The sequence below is a fragment of the Kordia zhangzhouensis genome, from assembly GCF_001005305.1.
Taxonomy (GTDB): Bacteria; Bacteroidota; Bacteroidia; order Flavobacteriales; family Flavobacteriaceae; genus Kordia; species Kordia zhangzhouensis.
Genome location: NZ_LBMH01000001.1, coordinates 115,886 through 134,097, shown reverse-complemented (window position 1 = coordinate 134,097; position 18,212 = coordinate 115,886). Strand labels below are relative to the sequence as shown.

The 18,212-nt window shown below is 33.0% G+C and carries 15 protein-coding genes; 5 read left to right on the top strand and 10 right to left on the bottom strand.

Annotated features, from left to right (window positions below):
• Positions 1-31: 31 nt before the first annotated feature.
• The 6 genes from AA088_RS00645 to AA088_RS00620 all read right to left on the bottom strand — a co-directional run bounded on the left by AA088_RS00645 (position 32) and on the right by AA088_RS00620 (position 7,518).
• Positions 32-1,420 carry a mannosyltransferase gene (locus tag AA088_RS00645; protein WP_082106496.1) on the bottom strand — a complete coding sequence of 463 codons (1,389 nt, stop codon included), beginning with the start codon at positions 1,418-1,420 and terminating at the stop codon, positions 32-34.
• On the bottom strand, positions 1,417-2,922 hold the full coding sequence (locus AA088_RS00640) for a cellulose synthase family protein (protein WP_046743003.1): 1,506 nt from the start codon (positions 2,920-2,922) through the stop codon (positions 1,417-1,419). The genes AA088_RS00645 and AA088_RS00640 overlap by 4 nt, the downstream gene beginning before the upstream one ends.
• Complete coding sequence (locus AA088_RS00635) at positions 2,923-3,609, bottom strand: glycosyltransferase family 2 protein (RefSeq protein WP_046743002.1); 687 nt, start codon at positions 3,607-3,609, stop codon at positions 2,923-2,925. It lies immediately after the preceding gene.
• Positions 3,610-3,768: 159 nt separating this feature from the next.
• Positions 3,769-4,245 (bottom strand): toxin-antitoxin system YwqK family antitoxin, encoded by a 477-nt coding sequence (locus AA088_RS00630; RefSeq protein WP_046743001.1) that lies wholly within the window; start codon positions 4,243-4,245, stop codon positions 3,769-3,771.
• Between the two features lie 58 nt (positions 4,246-4,303).
• Positions 4,304-6,157: a 4Fe-4S binding protein gene (locus AA088_RS00625; protein ID WP_046743000.1), complete on the bottom strand. Its 1,854-nt coding sequence runs from the start codon at positions 6,155-6,157 to the stop codon at positions 4,304-4,306.
• A 20-nt stretch (positions 6,158-6,177) separates the two neighbouring features.
• A complete protein-coding gene (locus AA088_RS00620) occupies positions 6,178-7,518 on the bottom strand; it encodes an NAD(P)/FAD-dependent oxidoreductase (RefSeq protein ID WP_046742999.1) in 1,341 nt (446 codons plus the stop codon).
• A 277-nt stretch (positions 7,519-7,795) separates the two neighbouring features.
• Here AA088_RS00620 and AA088_RS00615 point away from each other — a divergent pair, with 277 nt between their 5' ends.
• The 5 genes from AA088_RS00615 to AA088_RS00595 all read left to right on the top strand — a co-directional run bounded on the left by AA088_RS00615 (position 7,796) and on the right by AA088_RS00595 (position 12,349).
• On the top strand, positions 7,796-8,512 hold the full coding sequence (locus AA088_RS00615) for a DUF547 domain-containing protein (protein ID WP_046743181.1): 717 nt from the start codon (positions 7,796-7,798) through the stop codon (positions 8,510-8,512).
• 71 nt (positions 8,513-8,583) lie between these two features.
• Positions 8,584-9,507, top strand: a complete 924-nt coding sequence (locus AA088_RS00610; protein WP_046742998.1) for a hypothetical protein — start codon at positions 8,584-8,586, stop codon at positions 9,505-9,507.
• Positions 9,508-9,541: 34 nt separating this feature from the next.
• On the top strand, positions 9,542-10,546 hold the full coding sequence (locus AA088_RS00605) for a glycoside hydrolase family 113 (protein WP_046742997.1): 1,005 nt from the start codon (positions 9,542-9,544) through the stop codon (positions 10,544-10,546).
• A gap of 8 nt (positions 10,547-10,554) precedes the next feature.
• Positions 10,555-11,835: a POTRA domain-containing protein gene (locus AA088_RS00600; protein ID WP_046742996.1), complete on the top strand. Its 1,281-nt coding sequence runs from the start codon at positions 10,555-10,557 to the stop codon at positions 11,833-11,835.
• A 55-nt stretch (positions 11,836-11,890) separates the two neighbouring features.
• On the top strand, positions 11,891-12,349 hold the full coding sequence (locus tag AA088_RS00595) for a RidA family protein (protein ID WP_046742995.1): 459 nt from the start codon (positions 11,891-11,893) through the stop codon (positions 12,347-12,349).
• 8 nt (positions 12,350-12,357) lie between these two features.
• On the opposite strand, the gene AA088_RS00590 is transcribed toward AA088_RS00595, so the two are convergent.
• From AA088_RS00590 to AA088_RS00575, 4 genes are read right to left on the bottom strand one after another with little or no spacing between them, the layout of a single operon-like run.
• Complete coding sequence (locus AA088_RS00590; protein ID WP_046743180.1) at positions 12,358-13,134, bottom strand: TIGR04283 family arsenosugar biosynthesis glycosyltransferase; 777 nt, start codon at positions 13,132-13,134, stop codon at positions 12,358-12,360.
• A gap of 2 nt (positions 13,135-13,136) precedes the next feature.
• Positions 13,137-14,033 carry a DUF547 domain-containing protein gene (locus AA088_RS00585; protein WP_082106494.1) on the bottom strand — a complete coding sequence of 299 codons (897 nt, stop codon included), beginning with the start codon at positions 14,031-14,033 and terminating at the stop codon, positions 13,137-13,139.
• Complete coding sequence (locus AA088_RS00580) at positions 14,023-14,916, bottom strand: sterol desaturase family protein (protein WP_046742994.1); 894 nt, start codon at positions 14,914-14,916, stop codon at positions 14,023-14,025. The genes AA088_RS00585 and AA088_RS00580 overlap by 11 nt, the downstream gene beginning before the upstream one ends.
• A gap of 19 nt (positions 14,917-14,935) precedes the next feature.
• Positions 14,936-18,070 carry a TonB-dependent receptor gene (locus tag AA088_RS00575; protein WP_082106492.1) on the bottom strand — a complete coding sequence of 1,045 codons (3,135 nt, stop codon included), beginning with the start codon at positions 18,068-18,070 and terminating at the stop codon, positions 14,936-14,938.
• Positions 18,071-18,212 lie beyond the last annotated feature (142 nt).

Sequence of the window (18,212 nt, the reverse complement as noted above, 5' to 3'; positions counted from 1 at the left end):
AAAAAATGAAAGAAGGTTTATGAGGATTGCTTTATGTTTCTTTGGCAGTAGTCTTAAATAATACTTCATATATTAAATAGCCATACATGAGGATGTACTCTAAAGCTACAAAAATTAAGTTTTCTTGGTAAGAATCCTTACTGTAGGCGGTATAGCTAAGCATGATAGTAAAGGACCAAACTACTGTAAAGCGATATTTTGTATAAACACTTAAAAACAATAGCGTAGCTAAGTACCAGGGATGCATGGTAGTGGTGGCAAAAAAATAAAAAGAAAGCCCTAAAAGCATAGCTGTTATTGTTTTTTGAAAATTCGTATTATCTCTAAAAAAACTCAGAGTAAGTACGAGCAGCAGCACTATTATCGGTGTGATTTTTCCGATTGTTGCGATGGTATTCCAACCTACTACCTGATAGCCAATCCAACGGGCTATATAATAGAAACTAGCGTTAAATTCGAAGTTTTGAAACCACAAGCCTACTGTTTGCTGGTAGTTTTCTATAAATTGAAAAGAAATAAAAGGCAAAAACAATAGAAAAATAGTGCCAATTACGATGAGATAAAATATACTAAGATTAAAAACTCCTTTTATAATAAACTTGAAATTTTTTTTATAAAATGCTGAAACTTTGTATTTGGTAAACCATTGAAAAAATAATGGTAAAAACAGTAATGGAATTAATTTTACAGAAACAGAAAAGGCGAGTAAGATTGCTGCTAATTTCCACCAACCTTTGTGAAGCCAATATAAACTCCATACTAAAAAGAAAATCATTACGCCTTCAAAATGTAAGTTTCCTGTAAGCTCAATGATAATAAAAGGATTGAGCATATATGACCCAATGCTTTTTACTGGTAAATTAAGACGTTGCAATAATTTTGTGCCAACATACAAGGTTCCGATATCTGCTAATATGATAATTACTCGTAGTACTATAACTGAGCCTAAAATACTTTTTCCAGCAAAAATTCCTGCAATAGCAAAACATAATTGATTGATAGGAGGATAATTAGTATAATGAGAGGCGCTTAATTCGCCCATGCCATTAAAAAGTTCATGAGCTTGCGCAATTGGTGCTGAATCACTTGCTATCAAATCTTTTGGTAAATATAAATAGGGATTCCAACCTTCTAACAACATTCTTCCGTCCCAAATAAAACGATAAAAATCTTGTGATAAGTTGGGAATACTTCCTATAAAAATTAACCGAAAAAAAACTGCAATACCTGCAAGTCCTAAAAAGGATAGTTTTTCTATGCGAAGTAATCCTAAAAAACATGCAAATACAATACTGTATAAAGATAGTAGTAATGTCGTATTCGTTCGCTCTAATGGATAGCCAATATAATAATACACAAAGACACTGAGTAGTACAAAAAGACCAGTGATTTTATGATATTTTACCAAAGATGCAATCACACTTTGGAACGAATCGAATTAAAAAACACAAAAGCAAAACCTAAGAAAAGCATCAAGTGAAAAGGGAACAAACCAAAATCATTCAACGGATAAGCACTGTACATGCCAAATAAAAAATAAATCATTAATAACGCTTCAATGATAGTATTGGCAGAAACTTTTTTCTTAATGTATTTATTGTTTTTCCATGAATCTTTTAAGCTCTTAATGTTGAATTTTGGCGTTCGTACAAATTCACTGCGTTTTCCCATATGACCTTCTAAAACAGCTACAGAATTATGAACTGAAAACCCCATCGCTACAGAAAAGAAGGTAAAGAACATTTTGATATAATCTATAAAATTAACAAATCCGCCACCTTGTACACGTTTGAATGGAAACCAAAAGCAAACAAAAAAGATGATAGTACTGATAATAAAAAAACTAGAAATCGTAAAGTAGATTTCTAAGTGACCATACGAGTTTTTAATATACAACATTGGAATACTCAAAATACCTACAATCAATACATTCAAGAACATAGTACTATTTAACAAATGTAAGATTCCATGAACTTTGGTTTTAAAAGATATGTTTTTTGAAGAAATAACACGTTTTACCATCTTTCGAAAGTTTTCTGCGCCACCTTTATTCCAGCGAAATTGTTGAGAACGTGCTGCACTAATCACAACAGGTAATTCTGCAGGTGTTTCAACATCTTCCAAGTATTTGAACTTCCAGTTTTTCAATTGCGCTCGATAACTCAAGTCTAGGTCTTCCGTTAGCGTATCGCCTTCCCAATTTCCAGCGTCAATGATACAGGTTTTACGCCAAATTCCAGCTGTCCCGTTAAAATTGATAAAATGCCCTTTAGAATTTCTTCCTACTTGTTCCAATGTAAAATGGGCATCAAGCGCAAATGCTTGAATTTTGGTAAGTAATGAATAATCTCTATTCAAATGTCCCCAGCGTGTTTGCACAACCCCAATACTTTGATCTTTAAAATAGGGAATGGTTTGCTTTAACCAGTCACTTTTTGGTAAAAAATCAGCATCAAAAATGGCAATAAACTCTCCTTTGGCATCATTTAATCCTTCTTTTAACGCACCTGCTTTAAAACCAGTTCTATTTTCTCGGCGAATATGTTGAATATCCAATCCTTGTTCTTGAAGTTCTTTAATTTTTTCTGCAGTTGAAATTACAGATTCATCAGTAGAATCATCCAATACCTGAATTTCTAATTTATCTGTTGGATAGTCAATCAGAGCAATATTATCCAACAAGCGTTCCATTACATACAGTTCATTAAACACAGGAAGTTGAATGGTTACATAGGGAACTTCGTTTGGATTGTTCAAATCAAAACGTGGTGCGTTATCATTTTTTTTCTTTGCTTTTAAATAATTGATAAGCAAGTTTAATTGTGCTAAACTATACATCAATATCATAATCAAAGCAATTCCATAAATAGCCATTACGACAAATGACAGTGCTAGTTTGAAAAATTCTGCATCAAAATCCATCTATTTAAAACTATATTTAAATATCCAACCTAAAATTTTTACGCCAGCAAATATAGTACCTTTTACGGTTCCTGAAACTTTTGAGACACCAATTCTCCTTTTGTAGCGTACAGGAACTTCAATATAAGATAATTTCTGTTTCAAAGCTTTAAGCTGCATTTCAACTGTCCAACCATAGGTTTTGTCTTCCATGTTTAGTTGTAAAAGCTTTTTATATTTAATTGCTCTAAAAGGGCCTAAATCTGTGAATTTTGCTCCAAAAAATAATGTCATCAAAAAAGTGGCTAACCAATTACCAAATACTTGTTGCGGTGTCATAGAGCTACTTTCTCGTAACGATTTTACACGTGCACCAACCACAAAATCGATATCATTTTCAATAATAGGTTCCACAATTTTTGTCAAATCTTCAGGATAATCCGAATAATCGCCATCTAAAAAAACGACAATGTTCGGTTGCTCACTTTGAGCAGCAATATAGTCCATTCCTTTGAGACAGGCATATCCATAGCCTTTTTGTGGCTCTTTTAAAACAGTGGCACCTACAGCTTTGGCATTAACTTCAGTATTATCGGTTGAGTTATTACTTACCACAATAACTTCGTGTACTTCTTTGGGGATTTCCTGAATCACACTTGCAATAGAATCTTCTTCATTGTACGCAGGAATGATAACTTTTATGATCATATTTTATTTTTTGGCTGTTGACCTCATAGTTTTAGGAATTTACATGTTCCAGTACCTTTTTATATAATTTTCTATGTAAAAAAACTATATTCAGTTTAAGTGCACCAATAGTACTTACCATTTTAAGAAAATTGAGATGTAGCGATTAATTTTTCAATTCTACCGTAAGTCCCAAATGCTGTTTTCTTTTTTAAAACTTGCTAAATCGGTCCATTCACCTATTTTTTTTCCGTTTAGATATTTTTCTGCTCTAACTAATTCTTCATTTTTATAACGTAAACAGTAACCATTTTTTTGATTATCTTTTAGCTGACATTTATGGTTAACCTTTTCATTTTCATCATAAAAAAGCCACCATTTGCATTTTTGGCCTTCTAAAAAATGTCCTTCACTTAATTTTTTACCGTTTTCGCGATAAAAGTACCAATATTTAACAGCTTTTCCATCTTTGTAATGGCCTTCTTTGGAAATTACACCATTTGTATGATAAAATTTCCAGTATTTGATTCGTTTTCCATCCCGAACCCATCCTTCTGCTTTTAGCTTTCCATTAGCATGATAGCTTTTTTTATATTCTTTTTCAATGCTTCCGCAGATAGAGATGCTGATACAAAAAATGAGGAGTGCATATTTCATAATGTGATACTTTTAGTTTTAACTCTTTTTTGAAGATTGAAAACAGTGTTGGTTTTTCCTATTTATTTTCCTCAAGCATTTCAAACAAATTCACATCATTTCCTAAAATTACTTCAGGAATTTCATGACGTGTTTTTCCATCATTTGGAGCATTTTCTAATTTTAAAACACCACGAGGACAAACCGCACTACAAATTCCGCAACCAACACAAGAAGCACGAACAATATTTTGTCCTTTTTGAGCATAAGAGCGTACATCAATTCCTTGTTCGCAGTATGTGGAACAGTTTCCGCAGGAAATGCATTGCCCGCCATTGGTCGTAATCCTAAACTTTGATTTGAATCGTTGAACGATGCCCATATAGGCAGCTAGAGGACAACCAAAACGGCACCAACTACGGTTTCCAAGAATTGGGTAAAAACCTGTTCCTATAACACCTGCAAAGATAGAGCCGATAAAGAAACCGTACCATTCGTTAATTTTATATGCATTAATTCCTAAAAATGTATGATTATTTGGATTGTTTGGTGTAGCAATAATGTCATACGTATTCATTCCAACAACAATTGTCATCACAATTGCAAATATCAAAATTGGATAAATGGTCCAGCGTTCAATTTTCCAAGCAATTAAGCGTTTGTCAGATAATTGTCTGTACGGGTCGCCGAGTGTTTCTGCCAATCCTCCGCAGCCGCAAACCCATGAACAATACCAACGTTTTCCATAAAAATAGACCAATACCGGAACCACGACCAACGAAAGAATAAAGCCCCAAAAAAATAAAAACTTTCCTAAATGGCCTGCTTCTAAGTAGTTCTTGACATTCCAATCGGTTAAAAAGTTATAATCTAGTGGCCAAGCATTTTTTAAGTCTACGCCAGGAAGATCAAATAATGGTAAAATTTCAACCAATAAAAAGGCAAATATAATTTGGAAAAAGAGTACGCTAGCTGTTCTAACAATTTGATATTGATTATGACGATACTTAATGAACATACGAATACCCATAACAATCATTGAAACGGTATATAAAATTCCATATAAAAACCATTGGGAAGCAGAACCATTTTTAATGAAAATACTTTTTAGTGGATCTACAATATTTGTCCAGTTTGCAATGATATAAGGATAAAAGTATAGCAAAACGTAAAATGATACTAAAAACCCAAAAACGATGATACCAACCCAACCACGGTTGATGGCATTGTTAAAATAAATTCCGTTGTTTTTAATACCGGGAATTGGTTTTAAAAATAATCCTGTAATGATATACATCAAGGAACCTATAACACCCAAACCAAATGTGAGAAATAAAAACAATACTTTGTTGTTCGTTATAATTCCAGTAGCAGAACGTTCAGTAATGTCAAAACGAGTATATTTATTATCATAAAGAACATATTCTCCTGCCAGTTGACGGTTAATTTCGTTTATTTTATCAGTAAGATCTTTTTCAAAGTTTTCTTCGTATTCATAAGTTTTATTGGAGGTATACATCCAATTTGTTCCATCATGTAGCAACTTTGCCTTATTTTCAGAAAGCGATTGATTTATAATTTCTTGCGAATATATAACCTTGCCTTCTTTGGTAGCTGCAGAGAGTACACGTTCTTTTTCTACAGAAGAAATTCCACGCTCTTTTGTAAGATCGTCTGTAATGCGAGTATTGTACTTATTTAAAAGTATTTTTACATCTTCCATAAAGGAAAATTGATTTGGATAAGTTTTATTGAGCAATCCATTTTCTTTAGCAACAACAGTAAGTGTCTCGCTAACTCGAGATTTTTTGCCGCTAAATGCTTCTTCAATGGAAGAAGAAGTTAGCGTATAAGATCCCATAAAAAGTGTTGTGATAGATAATAACACAGACACAATGAATATATAAAGGCCAGTAATTCGAATGAATTTCATAACGTGTTTTTTAGGTAAGATTAGTAGCTGAATATGCGTTTCCAGTTTCTTTTTTTAAGTGTAATTTGTGTTTGTTGTTCAGTATTGAATTTTGTAATAATTTCTTTCTCATGTTGTTTGTAGAATTCGGGATCAAAATTTGCATCAGCTAAGTGTTCTAAAACATAATCTACAGAACGTTTTTCATTAAGCCATGTATTAAAAGAGTGGTGACGCAATCGAATTCCGAATGTATTAATACCAATAAATTCTCTGGAATTTTTATCAAAACTGACGTGAATGCACTTTTTTCCATCTTTGTGCTCCCAATAAAAACGAGCTTCGTTTTCCTTCGGTTTGGCCCAAACCCAACCATACGTTTGGTACTCAATATCCAAAAACTTAGCCGAATTAAACCAATGTCCTGGAGTATACTCTTTTGGGTTTCCACAAATAGTTTGAGCCAATGTTTCTCCCATCATTCGTCCTGTGTACCAAACTGCTTCAATAGGTCTGCGCTCGCCAATAGCTTCATGTTGTTCAGCACAATCACCAATTGCATAAATATCTTTAACATTGGTTTCAAGCATACGATTCACTTTGACACCACGACCTAATTCAATATTTGACCCTTTTAGAAAATCTATGTTGGGAGAAACACCAGCAGTAAGACCAACAATATTACACTCAATTTCCTCTCCAGTTTCTTTAATGATGATAGATTTTACTTTACCATATTCATCAGCGTTAATTTCTTGTAAGTTTACACCCAAGCGAAGATCGATATGATGTTCTCTGATATGTCTATTAATCATTTCTGATTCTTCCGCGGGTAATACGCCGTTCCAAAAACTTTGTTCTCTCACTAAAAAGGTAACAGGGATATTTCTGCTTTGTAACATTTCAGCAAGCTCAATTCCAATTAAACCACCGCCAACAATGACAGCTCGTTTACATACTTTATTATTTGGAGCATATTTTTCTAAACTTTCTAAGTCTTGTTTATGATACATGCCCATAACACCTTCCAAATCTTGTCCTGGCCAACCAAATTTATTTGGTTTAGAACCAGTAGCAATGATAAGTTTATCATATTTCATTGTTTCTCCAGTATCAAAAACCAACTCTTTGGAAGTTTCATTTACTTGTGTAACGTATGCTTTTTTTAGTTCGATTCGATTCTTTTTCCAAAACCAATTTTCGTAAGGTTGTGTATGTACAAACTTCATGTGTCCCATATAAATGTACATCAATGCAGTACGAGAGAAAAAATATTCAGTTTCAGCAGAAATAATAGTAATTCGTTTATCGGAAAGCTTTCGAATATGTCTAGCAGCTGTTACACCAGAAATTCCATTCCCTATAATTACAATATGTTCCATAAAATAGTGGTTGGGTTTTTAAATTCAGCTTACGCAGAAATGATTTGTAACGTGAATTCTGTCGTCTCTAAAGTTAAGAACTTAAATTCGACAAGGAATTTAGAATAATTATAAATTAAAATTCAATTGTAAGGAATTTGATAAAAGTACAACCTGTTTTGTTTTTGAAAATCAGCGTAATAGCTAAAAAAATAATTTTGAAAACTTTGTAAGTTATCGGAAGTTTTATGGACTTACATTTCATCACAAACTCAAAAAATGATTCAAAAAAATGGCTATGAATTATAAAAAAATCACATTTATTTTACTGTTTATCACTAGTATTGGGTGGACGCAGAATATCACAAGCTTCTTTAAAGAAACAGATGCTTTTTTTAAAGAATATGTGCAAAATGGTCGTGTTAATTATAAAGCAATCAAAGAAAATCCAGAATCATTGCAGAAAATTCTAGCAATGACCAATTCGCTATCTGTTACTAAAAATGATGCAAAAACCTATCAAGCGTATTGGATTAATATTTACAACTTGTCTGTAATTAAAGGAATTATAGATAATTACCCTGTAAAATCTCCCTTAGACATCAAAGGTTTTTTTGACATAACAAAACATGTTGTAGGTGGAAAAAAAATCACATTGAACGATATTGAACATACATTATTACGCAAACAATTTCATGATGCACGTTTTCATTTTGTATTGGTATGTGCAGGATTAGGTTGCCCGCCAATTATTAATGAAGCGTATATGCCAGAAACACTTGAGTTGCAATTAGAAAGACAAACTCGAATAGCTTTGAACAGAGAAGATTTTATCAAGGTGAATACCCAAAAAAGACGTGTACAACTCTCTGAAATTATGAAATGGTATAAAGAAGACTTTACCCAAAATGGAAATGAAATCAAATTCATAAATCAATATCGCACAGATAAAATTGATGAAAAATCAAAAATAAGTTACTATCCCTATAATTGGAACTTGAATGAAATTGAGTAGTCTGTAAAGCTATAACTACATTCAAGTTTAAAAAATATACAAACCAAAAAACTATACTAAATTAATTCAAAATGAATCCACAAAAACTATTCACAATCGTATTATCTTTATTGTTTATAAATGTCATCTTTGCTCAAGAACAAGAGGAAGAAACGACCGATAATAAAACAAACATTCAAGAATATACGCCTTCTAAACTTTTAAAAAAGGGACAATGGGATATTAAATTCTTCAATAGTATTTATACACAAACGGAACGAACAGATGCAGGAAGTAATTCTGTTACGATTCCAAGAGAAACCTTTTTTACAAATACTACAGAAATCTACACAGGAATCAGTGACAATCGTCGCATAAATATTGGATTTATCTTTCAAGTGCGATCTAATACGTTTGGAGGTGCGGGAGCATTAGATGTATTTAACTTTAGAGATAATAACACTTCTCGAAGCGGATTAACAACCATAGCTCCTTCTATTCGAGTACAACCTTTCAAAAATATATCAACATTTTCTTTTACAAGTTCTGTATACTTCCCTGTATTTAAAGACAAAGCGAATGCACCTTATTTAGACAAACGAAGTATTTTTTGGGAAACAAAGTTCTTTTATGATAAAACTTTTGGGCAAGACAAGTGGCAACTGTTCACTCAAATAGATTTTGGATTTAACTTTGGAGAAAAAGCATCGGATGCTGACCCAGCTTCAGAGAATGTTAGTGAGCGCTTTGCTAATAATAGTTTATTTGTACCTTTTGGAGTATTCTTGAGTTATTTTCCTTCTACTAAATCAACTGTTTATGTAAACACAAAGCAAGCTTTTTTAATTGATCTTGGAAACGACTTTTCCCAAAACTCTACCTCTTTAGGAGTTGGTACAAAATACCAGTTAAGCGAAGTGTTAAACGTTGAAGCTTCTTTTGATAAATTTGTAAGAGGGCATAACTTTCAAGGATTAGGACAAACTTTTAGCATCGGATTGAGAGCTATCTTTTAAGAATATAGTACATTAGGAGTCTAAAGCTATTGATATGAAATTTAGACTCCTCTGTATATTTTTTGGCTTATTACAAATGTCTTGTACAAGCCAAATACGAAAAGTAAATGGCGTGAGTTTTGTCGCTTCTCGCGATACGATTACACAGACACATGTTACGCCTGTAATTAATGTAAACGCCAATTATGCTGCAATCATGCCTTTTGGTTTTATGCGAGAGCTATCAAGTACAGAAATTATTCATAATACTGATAGACAGTGGTTTGGAGAAACTAGAAAGGGAGCCAAACAATATGCTGAACTACTTCAAAAGAATGGGATTAAGATTATGATTAAACCACAAATTTGGGTATGGAAAGGTGAATTCACAGGTTTTATTGAAGCTACATCAGAAGCAAATTGGAAGCAATTAGAATCTTCATATGAAAGTTTTATTCTAGAATATGCTCGCTTGGCTCAAGAAATTAATGCAGAAATGTATTGTATAGGAACCGAATTGCACAAATTTGTCGCAGCTCGACCAAAATTCTGGAGCGAACTCATTACAAAAGTAAAAAAAGTGTATACGGGAAAATTAACTTATGCAGAAAACTGGGATTCGTTTGCAAAAGTTCCTTTTTGGGAACAATTGGACTTTATAGGAATTGACGCTTATTTTCCATTAAGTGAAGCTCAATATCCTTCCATTGAAGACCTGCAAAAAGGATGGCAGCTACACAAGGAAAATATACAAAATTTGGCACAAAAAGTACAACGAAAAGTATTATTTACTGAATATGGATACCGAAGTATTGAGTATACCGCCAAAGAGCCTTGGGATGCTTCTCACAAGGGAAAAACACTAAACTTAAAAAATCAAGAAGTAGCATTGCAAGCCCTGTACAATGAATTTTGGAAGGAAGAATGGTTTGCCGGTGGTTTTATTTGGAAATGGTTTCATCACTATGAAAGATCGGGAGGCAAAGAAGATTTTTTCTTTACTCCACAAAATAAACCTGCAGAGGAAATTGTACGAAATACATATAAACTACATCAGTAATTTAAAAAATGCTGTTAATTAAAAAATCATCTTGTATCATCCTATTTTTTTTGTGGTTCATCTGTAGCTTTGCTCAAGAAAAACCACAAGAAATTGTGTACGATGTCAAATTTCAAGGACATAAAAAAAATAAGGAACATTTTCTTAAACGATATGTTAGTGTTCGTAATGGTGATGTGTTAGATTCTGCACGATTAGAAAAAGATGTCATTTTATTAAAACGTTTGGCAGGTGCTTCACATGCTTATTACCAAGTTTTCCATTCACACGATAATTTATACAATGTATTTTACAATGTAGAAGAAAATTTTACTCTGATTCCCAATGTGAATTTTTGGACAACAACCAACGAGCAATTTGCATATAAAATTGGGTTGTATGATTACAATTTTTTAGGAAGAAATATCGCTTTTGGCGGATTTTATCAAAATAACGGTTTTGATTCGTACGGAATCAATTTGCGAGCGCCCAATCTTTTCACAAGAAATGTTGGTGTCGCTATAAATTTTCAAAATTGGACAAGCGAAGAGCCTTTGTTTTTTAATGGAGGTTCTGCCAATTATAAGTACAGTAATACATCATTTGAAGTATTAGCGTTGTATCAGCTCAACTTTAAACATCGTTTGCAGTTTGGGATAAACATATTTACAGAAGAATATGATTATTTATCAGGACTTACGTCAGATATGATTCCGAGAAATTTAACTTTAGACAAGCAGATGTTAAAACTTGTTTATGAATATGACAATTTAAACTATTATTATCAGTATATAGAGGGAGTTAAGAATACTTTTTATGCTCAACATGTAATTACTGAAAATGACTTTCAAGATAACTTTTTAATTGCTTGGAGCGATTTTTTATACTTTAAGAGAGTAGGAGAAAGAGGAAACTGGGCCAATCGTATTCGTTTTGGAGTAGCATCTAACAATTCAAGTCCGTTTGCTCCTTTTTCGGTTGATAATAATTTGAATATTCGTGGAGTTGGAAATATTATTGATCGCGGAACTGCCAGTTTGGTGCTAAATACAGAATATCGATATACACTATACGAAAAAGACTGGTTCATTATGCAAGGAAATACATTTGTTGATGCAGGAACATGGCGAAATCCAGGAGGAAGTTTTAGTGATTTTACCGATAGTAGAAATCTACGAATATATCCAGGTGTTGGACTGCGTTTTATTCATAAACGAATTTTTAATGCTATTTTTCGAATAGATTATGGTTACGGAGTTACTAAAAATGCTAGCCGCGGAATCGTTTTTGGAATTGGACAGTATTTTTAAATGAAAACTTTAAAAAGCAAATTCACTAAATTTGTTAGAAACCAAAACTTCGACGATGAAAACTATCTTTTCTTTATATGTACTATTGCTACTAATTTTTACAAGCTGCCAAATTTCCAGTGATAACAACCGTCAAAGCGACATTATCTTTCACCCGTCACATTTGAAAGAACGGAAAAATACACCTTTTAGCGCTGCAGTAGAAACTCAAAATTTATTGTTTTTGTCAGGTCAAATTGGGAAAGATCACCTCAAAGGAACACTAGTAGAAGGTGGTATTGAAGCGGAAACCAAACAAGCAATTCAGAACATAAGTGAAGTGCTGGCACGACACAATTCATCGCTTGATCGTGTGGTAAAATGTACCGTAATTTTGTCTGATATAAACGATTTTGCAGCATTCAATAACATTTATGTACAGTATTTCCCTAACAAACCTGCTCGTACTACATTTGCTGCAGGCGGATTGGCGGCTGGTGCAAAAATTGAAATTGACGTAATCGCAGCAAAGTAAGATGCAACTTATGTAGCTACATATTTTTTATAATATGAATGTAGCTCTTCCGGTGAAGCACCTTTAGATTTTTTGAAATGGATTATGGCAAAATGATATTGTAATTTCCAAGTGCCTTTTTCACGATATTTTCTAGCAGAAGTTATTACATTTTTGGGAATCACTGTAAATTCATCTTCTGCATATAAGCGATGAATAAATTCACAGTCTTCGTAAATAGAATACTCTTCATTAAACCCTTTTAACTCGTGAAATAAGGATTTTACGATGAATAATGATTGATCACCTCCACGACACCAAGAAACGTTGAAACGCGTAAAGAATTGCGAAACGAGTAACACAGGATGCCATGAGTCGAATTTCATCCGAAAACAACCTGCTTGGTGCCCTTTAGATACTTTTTGAAGCATATATTGATCAAAATGTTTGGGAGGAAGTGTATCTGCATGTAGAAAGTACAGGATTGTAGCGGTTGCTTTATGTGCGCCATAGTTCATCTGTTTGGCACGTCCTTTTTCAGATTGAAAGAGTTGTATGTGTGTAGTTGTAGTGTCTGTTTCAACTAGTTGATCAATACAGCGTTTTTTATGATGATTGTTTGTTCTATTGTAGTGAGAAATAAAGTCTGAAATAATTTCCACAGTTGTATCAGTACTTCCACCATCAATCAAAAGAATCTCATGATGTTTGTATCGCATTCGCAATAGTAATTGTTCAAGAAGCGTTGCAATGTTTTTTGCTTCATTGAACACTGGAATGATGATAGAGATTTTTTCTAAAGGCATTTTCATTGTTCATTCAAACTCCAATTGTATTCTTTGTATGATATAGTTGCGTTTGTATCAATTTGAAGAGAACTGTATTGATTAAGAAAATCAATTAAAGAACCATTTTTTTCGAAATCTTTTTTAAACCACTTAAAAATTTTAGAAAGTTCTAATTGATTCTTTGTAATGGTATTTCGTTTAGTATCAGCTACAAATTTTTTGGTAACTGTTGTTAATTGTGTTTCTAACTTTGTTGCTGTAAATGCTTCATTGAGTAATGGTGGGCATGAAAAAGAAGCACAATTGATTGCAAAATGAATTCTTGGTTCGTTCATGTTGCGAAGTATATCATGTTCTATTTCATCCAAATTATATACTTTGTCTCCAATTTTCCATCGACGTTGTTTCCAAGGATTACGAATTTCTTTGATTCCTTTTCGAGCTGGATAACTATCCAAAATCAAATCGATGGTCATCGCATTGTACGCATTGATCCAGTATGCGAGTTTCTCTTCTTTTGTCCAAACGTCTGTCGGTTGGTTGTCACCCAAATCATATAAATAGATCTGTAGTTTTCTGCGATCTTCTTTTAATCCTGCATAATTTACCAAACCTTCTGAAGAAACATATTTTTGAAGAAGTTCATTCCAAACTGTATGACTAAAGTGTGTGTTTTCAAAAGTTGTTGTAAACTCACGAGTTCCGTTGTAAACAATACTATCTGGAGTCGTTATTGTCTGATTATTTTTAATATTGAGAGCATCATTCTTTGCGGTTTTGTCATGTTGTACAGTAACAGAATCAATAATAGTTTTAGTGACCTCAGAGGTTTTTATGGTTGAATTTTCAATTGTTTTTTGTTGTGTTCCGCAAGAAATTATAAACATCAAACAGAAAAAGAGGAAACTATATTTCATGTGAATCTTTTTTTAAACGGATTGGATACATTTCTTGTTGAAGAAAATCTTTTGGGAAATTTTCATCATTGGTAAAACCTAACTCAATATCACGCCCATTTTTCGGAATGTAATCAGTACCAAACAGATAATCCCAAACGCTTAAGGTTAGACCAAAATTTACACCATATTTTTTCGGTAATTTTTTGCTGTGATGCCAGATGTGCATTTTTGGATTGTTAAATATGTATTTAAGCAAACCATAATCCCACCCTAAATTAGCATGATTCAAGTGTCCAATAGCAATCGTGAAAAAGTATACAAATGCAGCATGTTCTATATTGAAGCCACCTATAATAGTTATGGGAATGTATAGTATAGATTTGTATACAATAGTTTCCATCCAATGATAACGTAAATGAGCTGCAAAGCCCATTTCTTTGACAGAATGATGTACTTTGTGAAAATTCCATAGAAAATCTACCCTATGCAATAGTCTGTGCGTATTCCACTGAACAAAATCAGACACAATGAAAAAAATTGACAACGCGGCCCAAGTAGGGAGTTGTTTCATATCAAAAAGTTGAAAATCGTTAAAAGATAATCCAACAATTCCTAAAAAATCATTCATTATGGCGACAGTAGTGTCAGAGAGAGCGGCATAGAGAATAATGTTGAATATGAAAAAGTTAAAAAACATGTAGAAAGTATCTAGCCAAAAATCTTTTCGAAAAATAGATTGATTTTTCCGCCAAGGAAACAAAATTTCCAAAATCCAAATAATCAAAGAAATTGCAATCAGACCGTAGAAGTAATTTTCTACATCTTGAAAAAATATTTGTCCTTGAAAGTAATTCCAGTAATCGCTATACGATTTTTGTATGATTTCTAAATACTTTTCCATAGTCTTACAAAGATACAGGTTAAAATTGATACTTTACACCAAATTGTGCTTTCCAACGAGAGTTCTCAGTATCAACTACCCAAGGTGTAGTGTCTTGTATATTAAATTGATATGTTGGTTGGTTGTTTTCAATTCCTTGGAAGTTTAACAAGCTAAAGCTAGAGTTAACAACATTAGGAACAAATACGAGTTTTCCCCAATCTCTATTAATTAAGTTTAGGACATTAAATACATCTAGCGATACACTGATTCGATGTGTCCCTTTAAGCTTAATTCCGTATTCAAAACGTGCATCCAATCGATGATTCCAAGGAGTTTTAGCTCCATTTCGCTCTGCGTATTGTCCGCGACGCGAACGTAAGTAATCATTGTTATTAATGTAGTTATTTAAATTTTCCCATTGCTCTTCAGCGGAAACAAGTACGGTTCCATTCCCATCTGTTATGTCTATTAAATTGATTTCACTTTGGTCATTCGGAATATACACTAAGTCATTTCTTGAAGAACCATCTCTATTTACGTCTCCTTGATTTACAAATGAAAAAGGGCTTCCTGAAGTACCGTTATATAACATAGATACTAGTAAATCGCTCTGATTGGAGATGTTAAACTGATAATTGTGAGCAGAAACAATTTTATGACGAAGATCAAAGTTTGAAAATGAAAGTTCGGGATTATTAGAGTTAATTGCCTGATTCCACTCAAAGTTAGCCGCAGGAGAATTTCGTACTGTACTTGAAATATCTTTACTTTTTCCGTAAGTGTACCCTAAATAACCATTATACTGATCTGTTTTTTTGGTTAGACCAAGTGTAAAGTTATAACGATATCCTTTGTTTGTATTGGTAAGTAAAAATACATTAGTAAAATTAGGATTGATTTTAATAGTTTCTCCTGTCGCAGTATAGTACGAACGATTATCTGCACCAGAAAATGTTGCGGTTTCTTCTTTTCGGTTGATGGATTTAAAGAAAATTCCATTAATCACATTGGTGTAGCTTCCTTCTACAGAGAGCCCGAAATTATGAGGCAACTTAAAATCTATTGCCATATTACTTTTCCATTCACGAGGGAGTTTAAAGTCGTTGTCTATGAGGTTAATTTCTGTTAATCCAGGTTGTTGACTTGCCAAATCTTCTACGTTTTCAACGATAGGCGTTTCACCAGTAGGACGAATATCAACATTAAAATAATCAGTTCCTGAAATATATTCTGCATAAGCAAACCATAAGTATGGAATGCGACCTGTGAAGAATCCTGTTCCGCCTCGTACTTTTATATTTTTGCGATCGTTTATATAATAATTAAATCCTATTCTCGGATTAATTTGTGGAGTTGTATTGATTGTATTTTCAAAACGACTAAATTCAGGTGTGTTTTTTACTTCCTCACTTATTGGCAACTCATCTAATAGTATTTGGTTATCCAAACGAATTCCAGCAAAAACACTTAAGTTGTCATGAAAGCGGATGCGGTCTTGTATGTAAAAACCAGTCGTAAGAATGTCTAAAGTTGCGGAAGGCGTATTGCTTACAAAGTCAAAATTATTATTTGAAGTTCTATATACGCCTCTAATTCGTGAAGGTCTGTCGTTTATAAAATTTTCAACGGATGAATATTGCCAACGTCCATTCCAAGCAGATAAAAATCCGTAATCAATATCGTTGTATTGCAATAAAGCTCCTATTGAAAATGTGTGTTTGTTTTTAATGTATGTGAATTTATTTGTTATTTGGAATGTGTTAAGGTTTGTGTTATATACAGAAGCTTCTCGGTATGTTCCTGCAAAAATTCTATTGGAAGCATCTTGAATTAAGAGATGCGGAAACACACGCCCGTCAAATTCTCTATCTTCAGTTACTTTGTTGTATCCCAAGGATAAAGTATTTGAAGTGTTGTTATTAAAGTTTGCATTCCATTCTGTAGTTAAACTATTCGCAATGCTATTGTGGCGATATCCTTGATTTCCAAAGTTAAATATTGATTCGTTCCATTCTAGATTATCAGAAAAACTGTTTACATAGTTATTACGTATTGTAAGTTTATGTTTGTCTGAGATGTTGTAATCTAAGCGAGCAAAAATTTTAGTGCTTGCTGTTTTTAAATCGGCATTTGTATATGTTCCGGGATCGTAATTGTAACGAGATTGTAACGTTTCGGAGATTAATTGAACTGTAGCAAAGTCAATATTGGAAGTAGAACTGCCAGGAGCATTTAAAAGAGGAAGGCTGCTTAATGCTTGCTCTACATTGATAAAATAAAAGAGTTTGTTTTTTTTAAGAGCTCCGCCAATACTTGCGCCGATTTGTAGGTCATAAAAGTTATTTACTTCTTGGCGTGCTCCATTGGCGTATTTTCCAACAAATATTTGATTATTTCCAAAACCATAAATATCTGTTTTTGTAGTATTTGTTCCATTTTTAGTAACTAAGTTAATATTAGCTCCTGTAAAGTTTCCAATACTTACATCAAAAGGCGTTGTTTTGACAGAAAGTTCTTTAATTGCTCCAAAAGCGATTGGTTGAGTTTTAGATAGGCTTCCAGGAGTTCCATTGGCAGAAGATCCTGCAGCACCACTTGCAGGCTCTTGAAAACCAACAACATCATTATTCGCAACACCATCAATGTTTAAATTATTGAATCGGTTGCTCGCACCGGCAAACGAATTTAAGTTTGCTTCAGGAAGTGTTCGGGTTAAGTCTTGAATGCTTCTGCTGATAGTAGGTGTTTGTGCAATTGTCTTTTTAGATATTAGCTGTTCATTATCTTTTTTTAGAGTAGATTTATCTACTTTTAAAGTAATAGTAGCGAGTGCTTCATCTTCTTCTATAAGTATAAAATCTTTTGTAGTCGTTGCTCCTAAACTTATAGTAATGTTTTCTAGAGTTTCTGAACGATACCCTAAAAAGCTAACTTCTATTTTATAGGTGTTTCCAGGAGGAAGATTCGTAACCGCATAAAATCCAGATTCTTGAGAAATGCTTCCGTATTTAAAGTTGGTGGCAGTGTCTGTTATACTAATATTAGCAAAAGCAATTGGTTGATTTTTTGAATCACTTATTTTGCCTTCTAAACGGCCAGTGGTTTCTTGAGAAAATAATGCAAAAGAAAAGAGTAAGCATAACATTGTTATGCGTATAGTAACGTACTTCATGTAATAATGTAATTTGTAGCCTATAGTCTATTCGTAAACGTTTACCTTACAATTTTGAAGCGTTTTATTTGCATAAAAAGAAAAATAGAGAATAGGCTGTAAGAGAAAAAGCTCTTACCAGTAATTTAAGTATGCCTTGATA

Bases quoted from the DNA above. Each gene is read 5' to 3' on its own strand.
- AA088_RS00640 (WP_046743003.1), bottom strand. From the start codon at position 2,922: ATGGATTTTGATGCAGAATTTTTCAAACTAGCACTGTCATTTGTCGTA.
- AA088_RS00635 (WP_046743002.1), bottom strand. From the start codon at position 3,609: ATGATCATAAAAGTTATCATTCCTGCGTACAATGAAGAAGATTCTATT.
- AA088_RS00630 (WP_046743001.1), bottom strand. From the start codon at position 4,245: ATGAAATATGCACTCCTCATTTTTTGTATCAGCATCTCTATCTGCGGA.
- AA088_RS00625 (WP_046743000.1), bottom strand. From the start codon at position 6,157: ATGAAATTCATTCGAATTACTGGCCTTTATATATTCATTGTGTCTGTG.
- AA088_RS00620 (WP_046742999.1), bottom strand. From the start codon at position 7,518: ATGGAACATATTGTAATTATAGGGAATGGAATTTCTGGTGTAACAGCT.
- AA088_RS00615 (WP_046743181.1), top strand. From the start codon at position 7,796: ATGAATTATAAAAAAATCACATTTATTTTACTGTTTATCACTAGTATT.
- AA088_RS00610 (WP_046742998.1), top strand. From the start codon at position 8,584: ATGAATCCACAAAAACTATTCACAATCGTATTATCTTTATTGTTTATA.
- AA088_RS00605 (WP_046742997.1), top strand. From the start codon at position 9,542: ATGAAATTTAGACTCCTCTGTATATTTTTTGGCTTATTACAAATGTCT.
- AA088_RS00600 (WP_046742996.1), top strand. From the start codon at position 10,555: ATGCTGTTAATTAAAAAATCATCTTGTATCATCCTATTTTTTTTGTGG.
- AA088_RS00595 (WP_046742995.1), top strand. From the start codon at position 11,891: ATGAAAACTATCTTTTCTTTATATGTACTATTGCTACTAATTTTTACA.
- AA088_RS00590 (WP_046743180.1), bottom strand. From the start codon at position 13,134: ATGCCTTTAGAAAAAATCTCTATCATCATTCCAGTGTTCAATGAAGCA.
- AA088_RS00585 (WP_082106494.1), bottom strand. From the start codon at position 14,033: ATGAAATATAGTTTCCTCTTTTTCTGTTTGATGTTTATAATTTCTTGC.
- AA088_RS00580 (WP_046742994.1), bottom strand. From the start codon at position 14,916: ATGGAAAAGTATTTAGAAATCATACAAAAATCGTATAGCGATTACTGG.
- AA088_RS00575 (WP_082106492.1), bottom strand. From the start codon at position 18,070: ATGAAGTACGTTACTATACGCATAACAATGTTATGCTTACTCTTTTCT.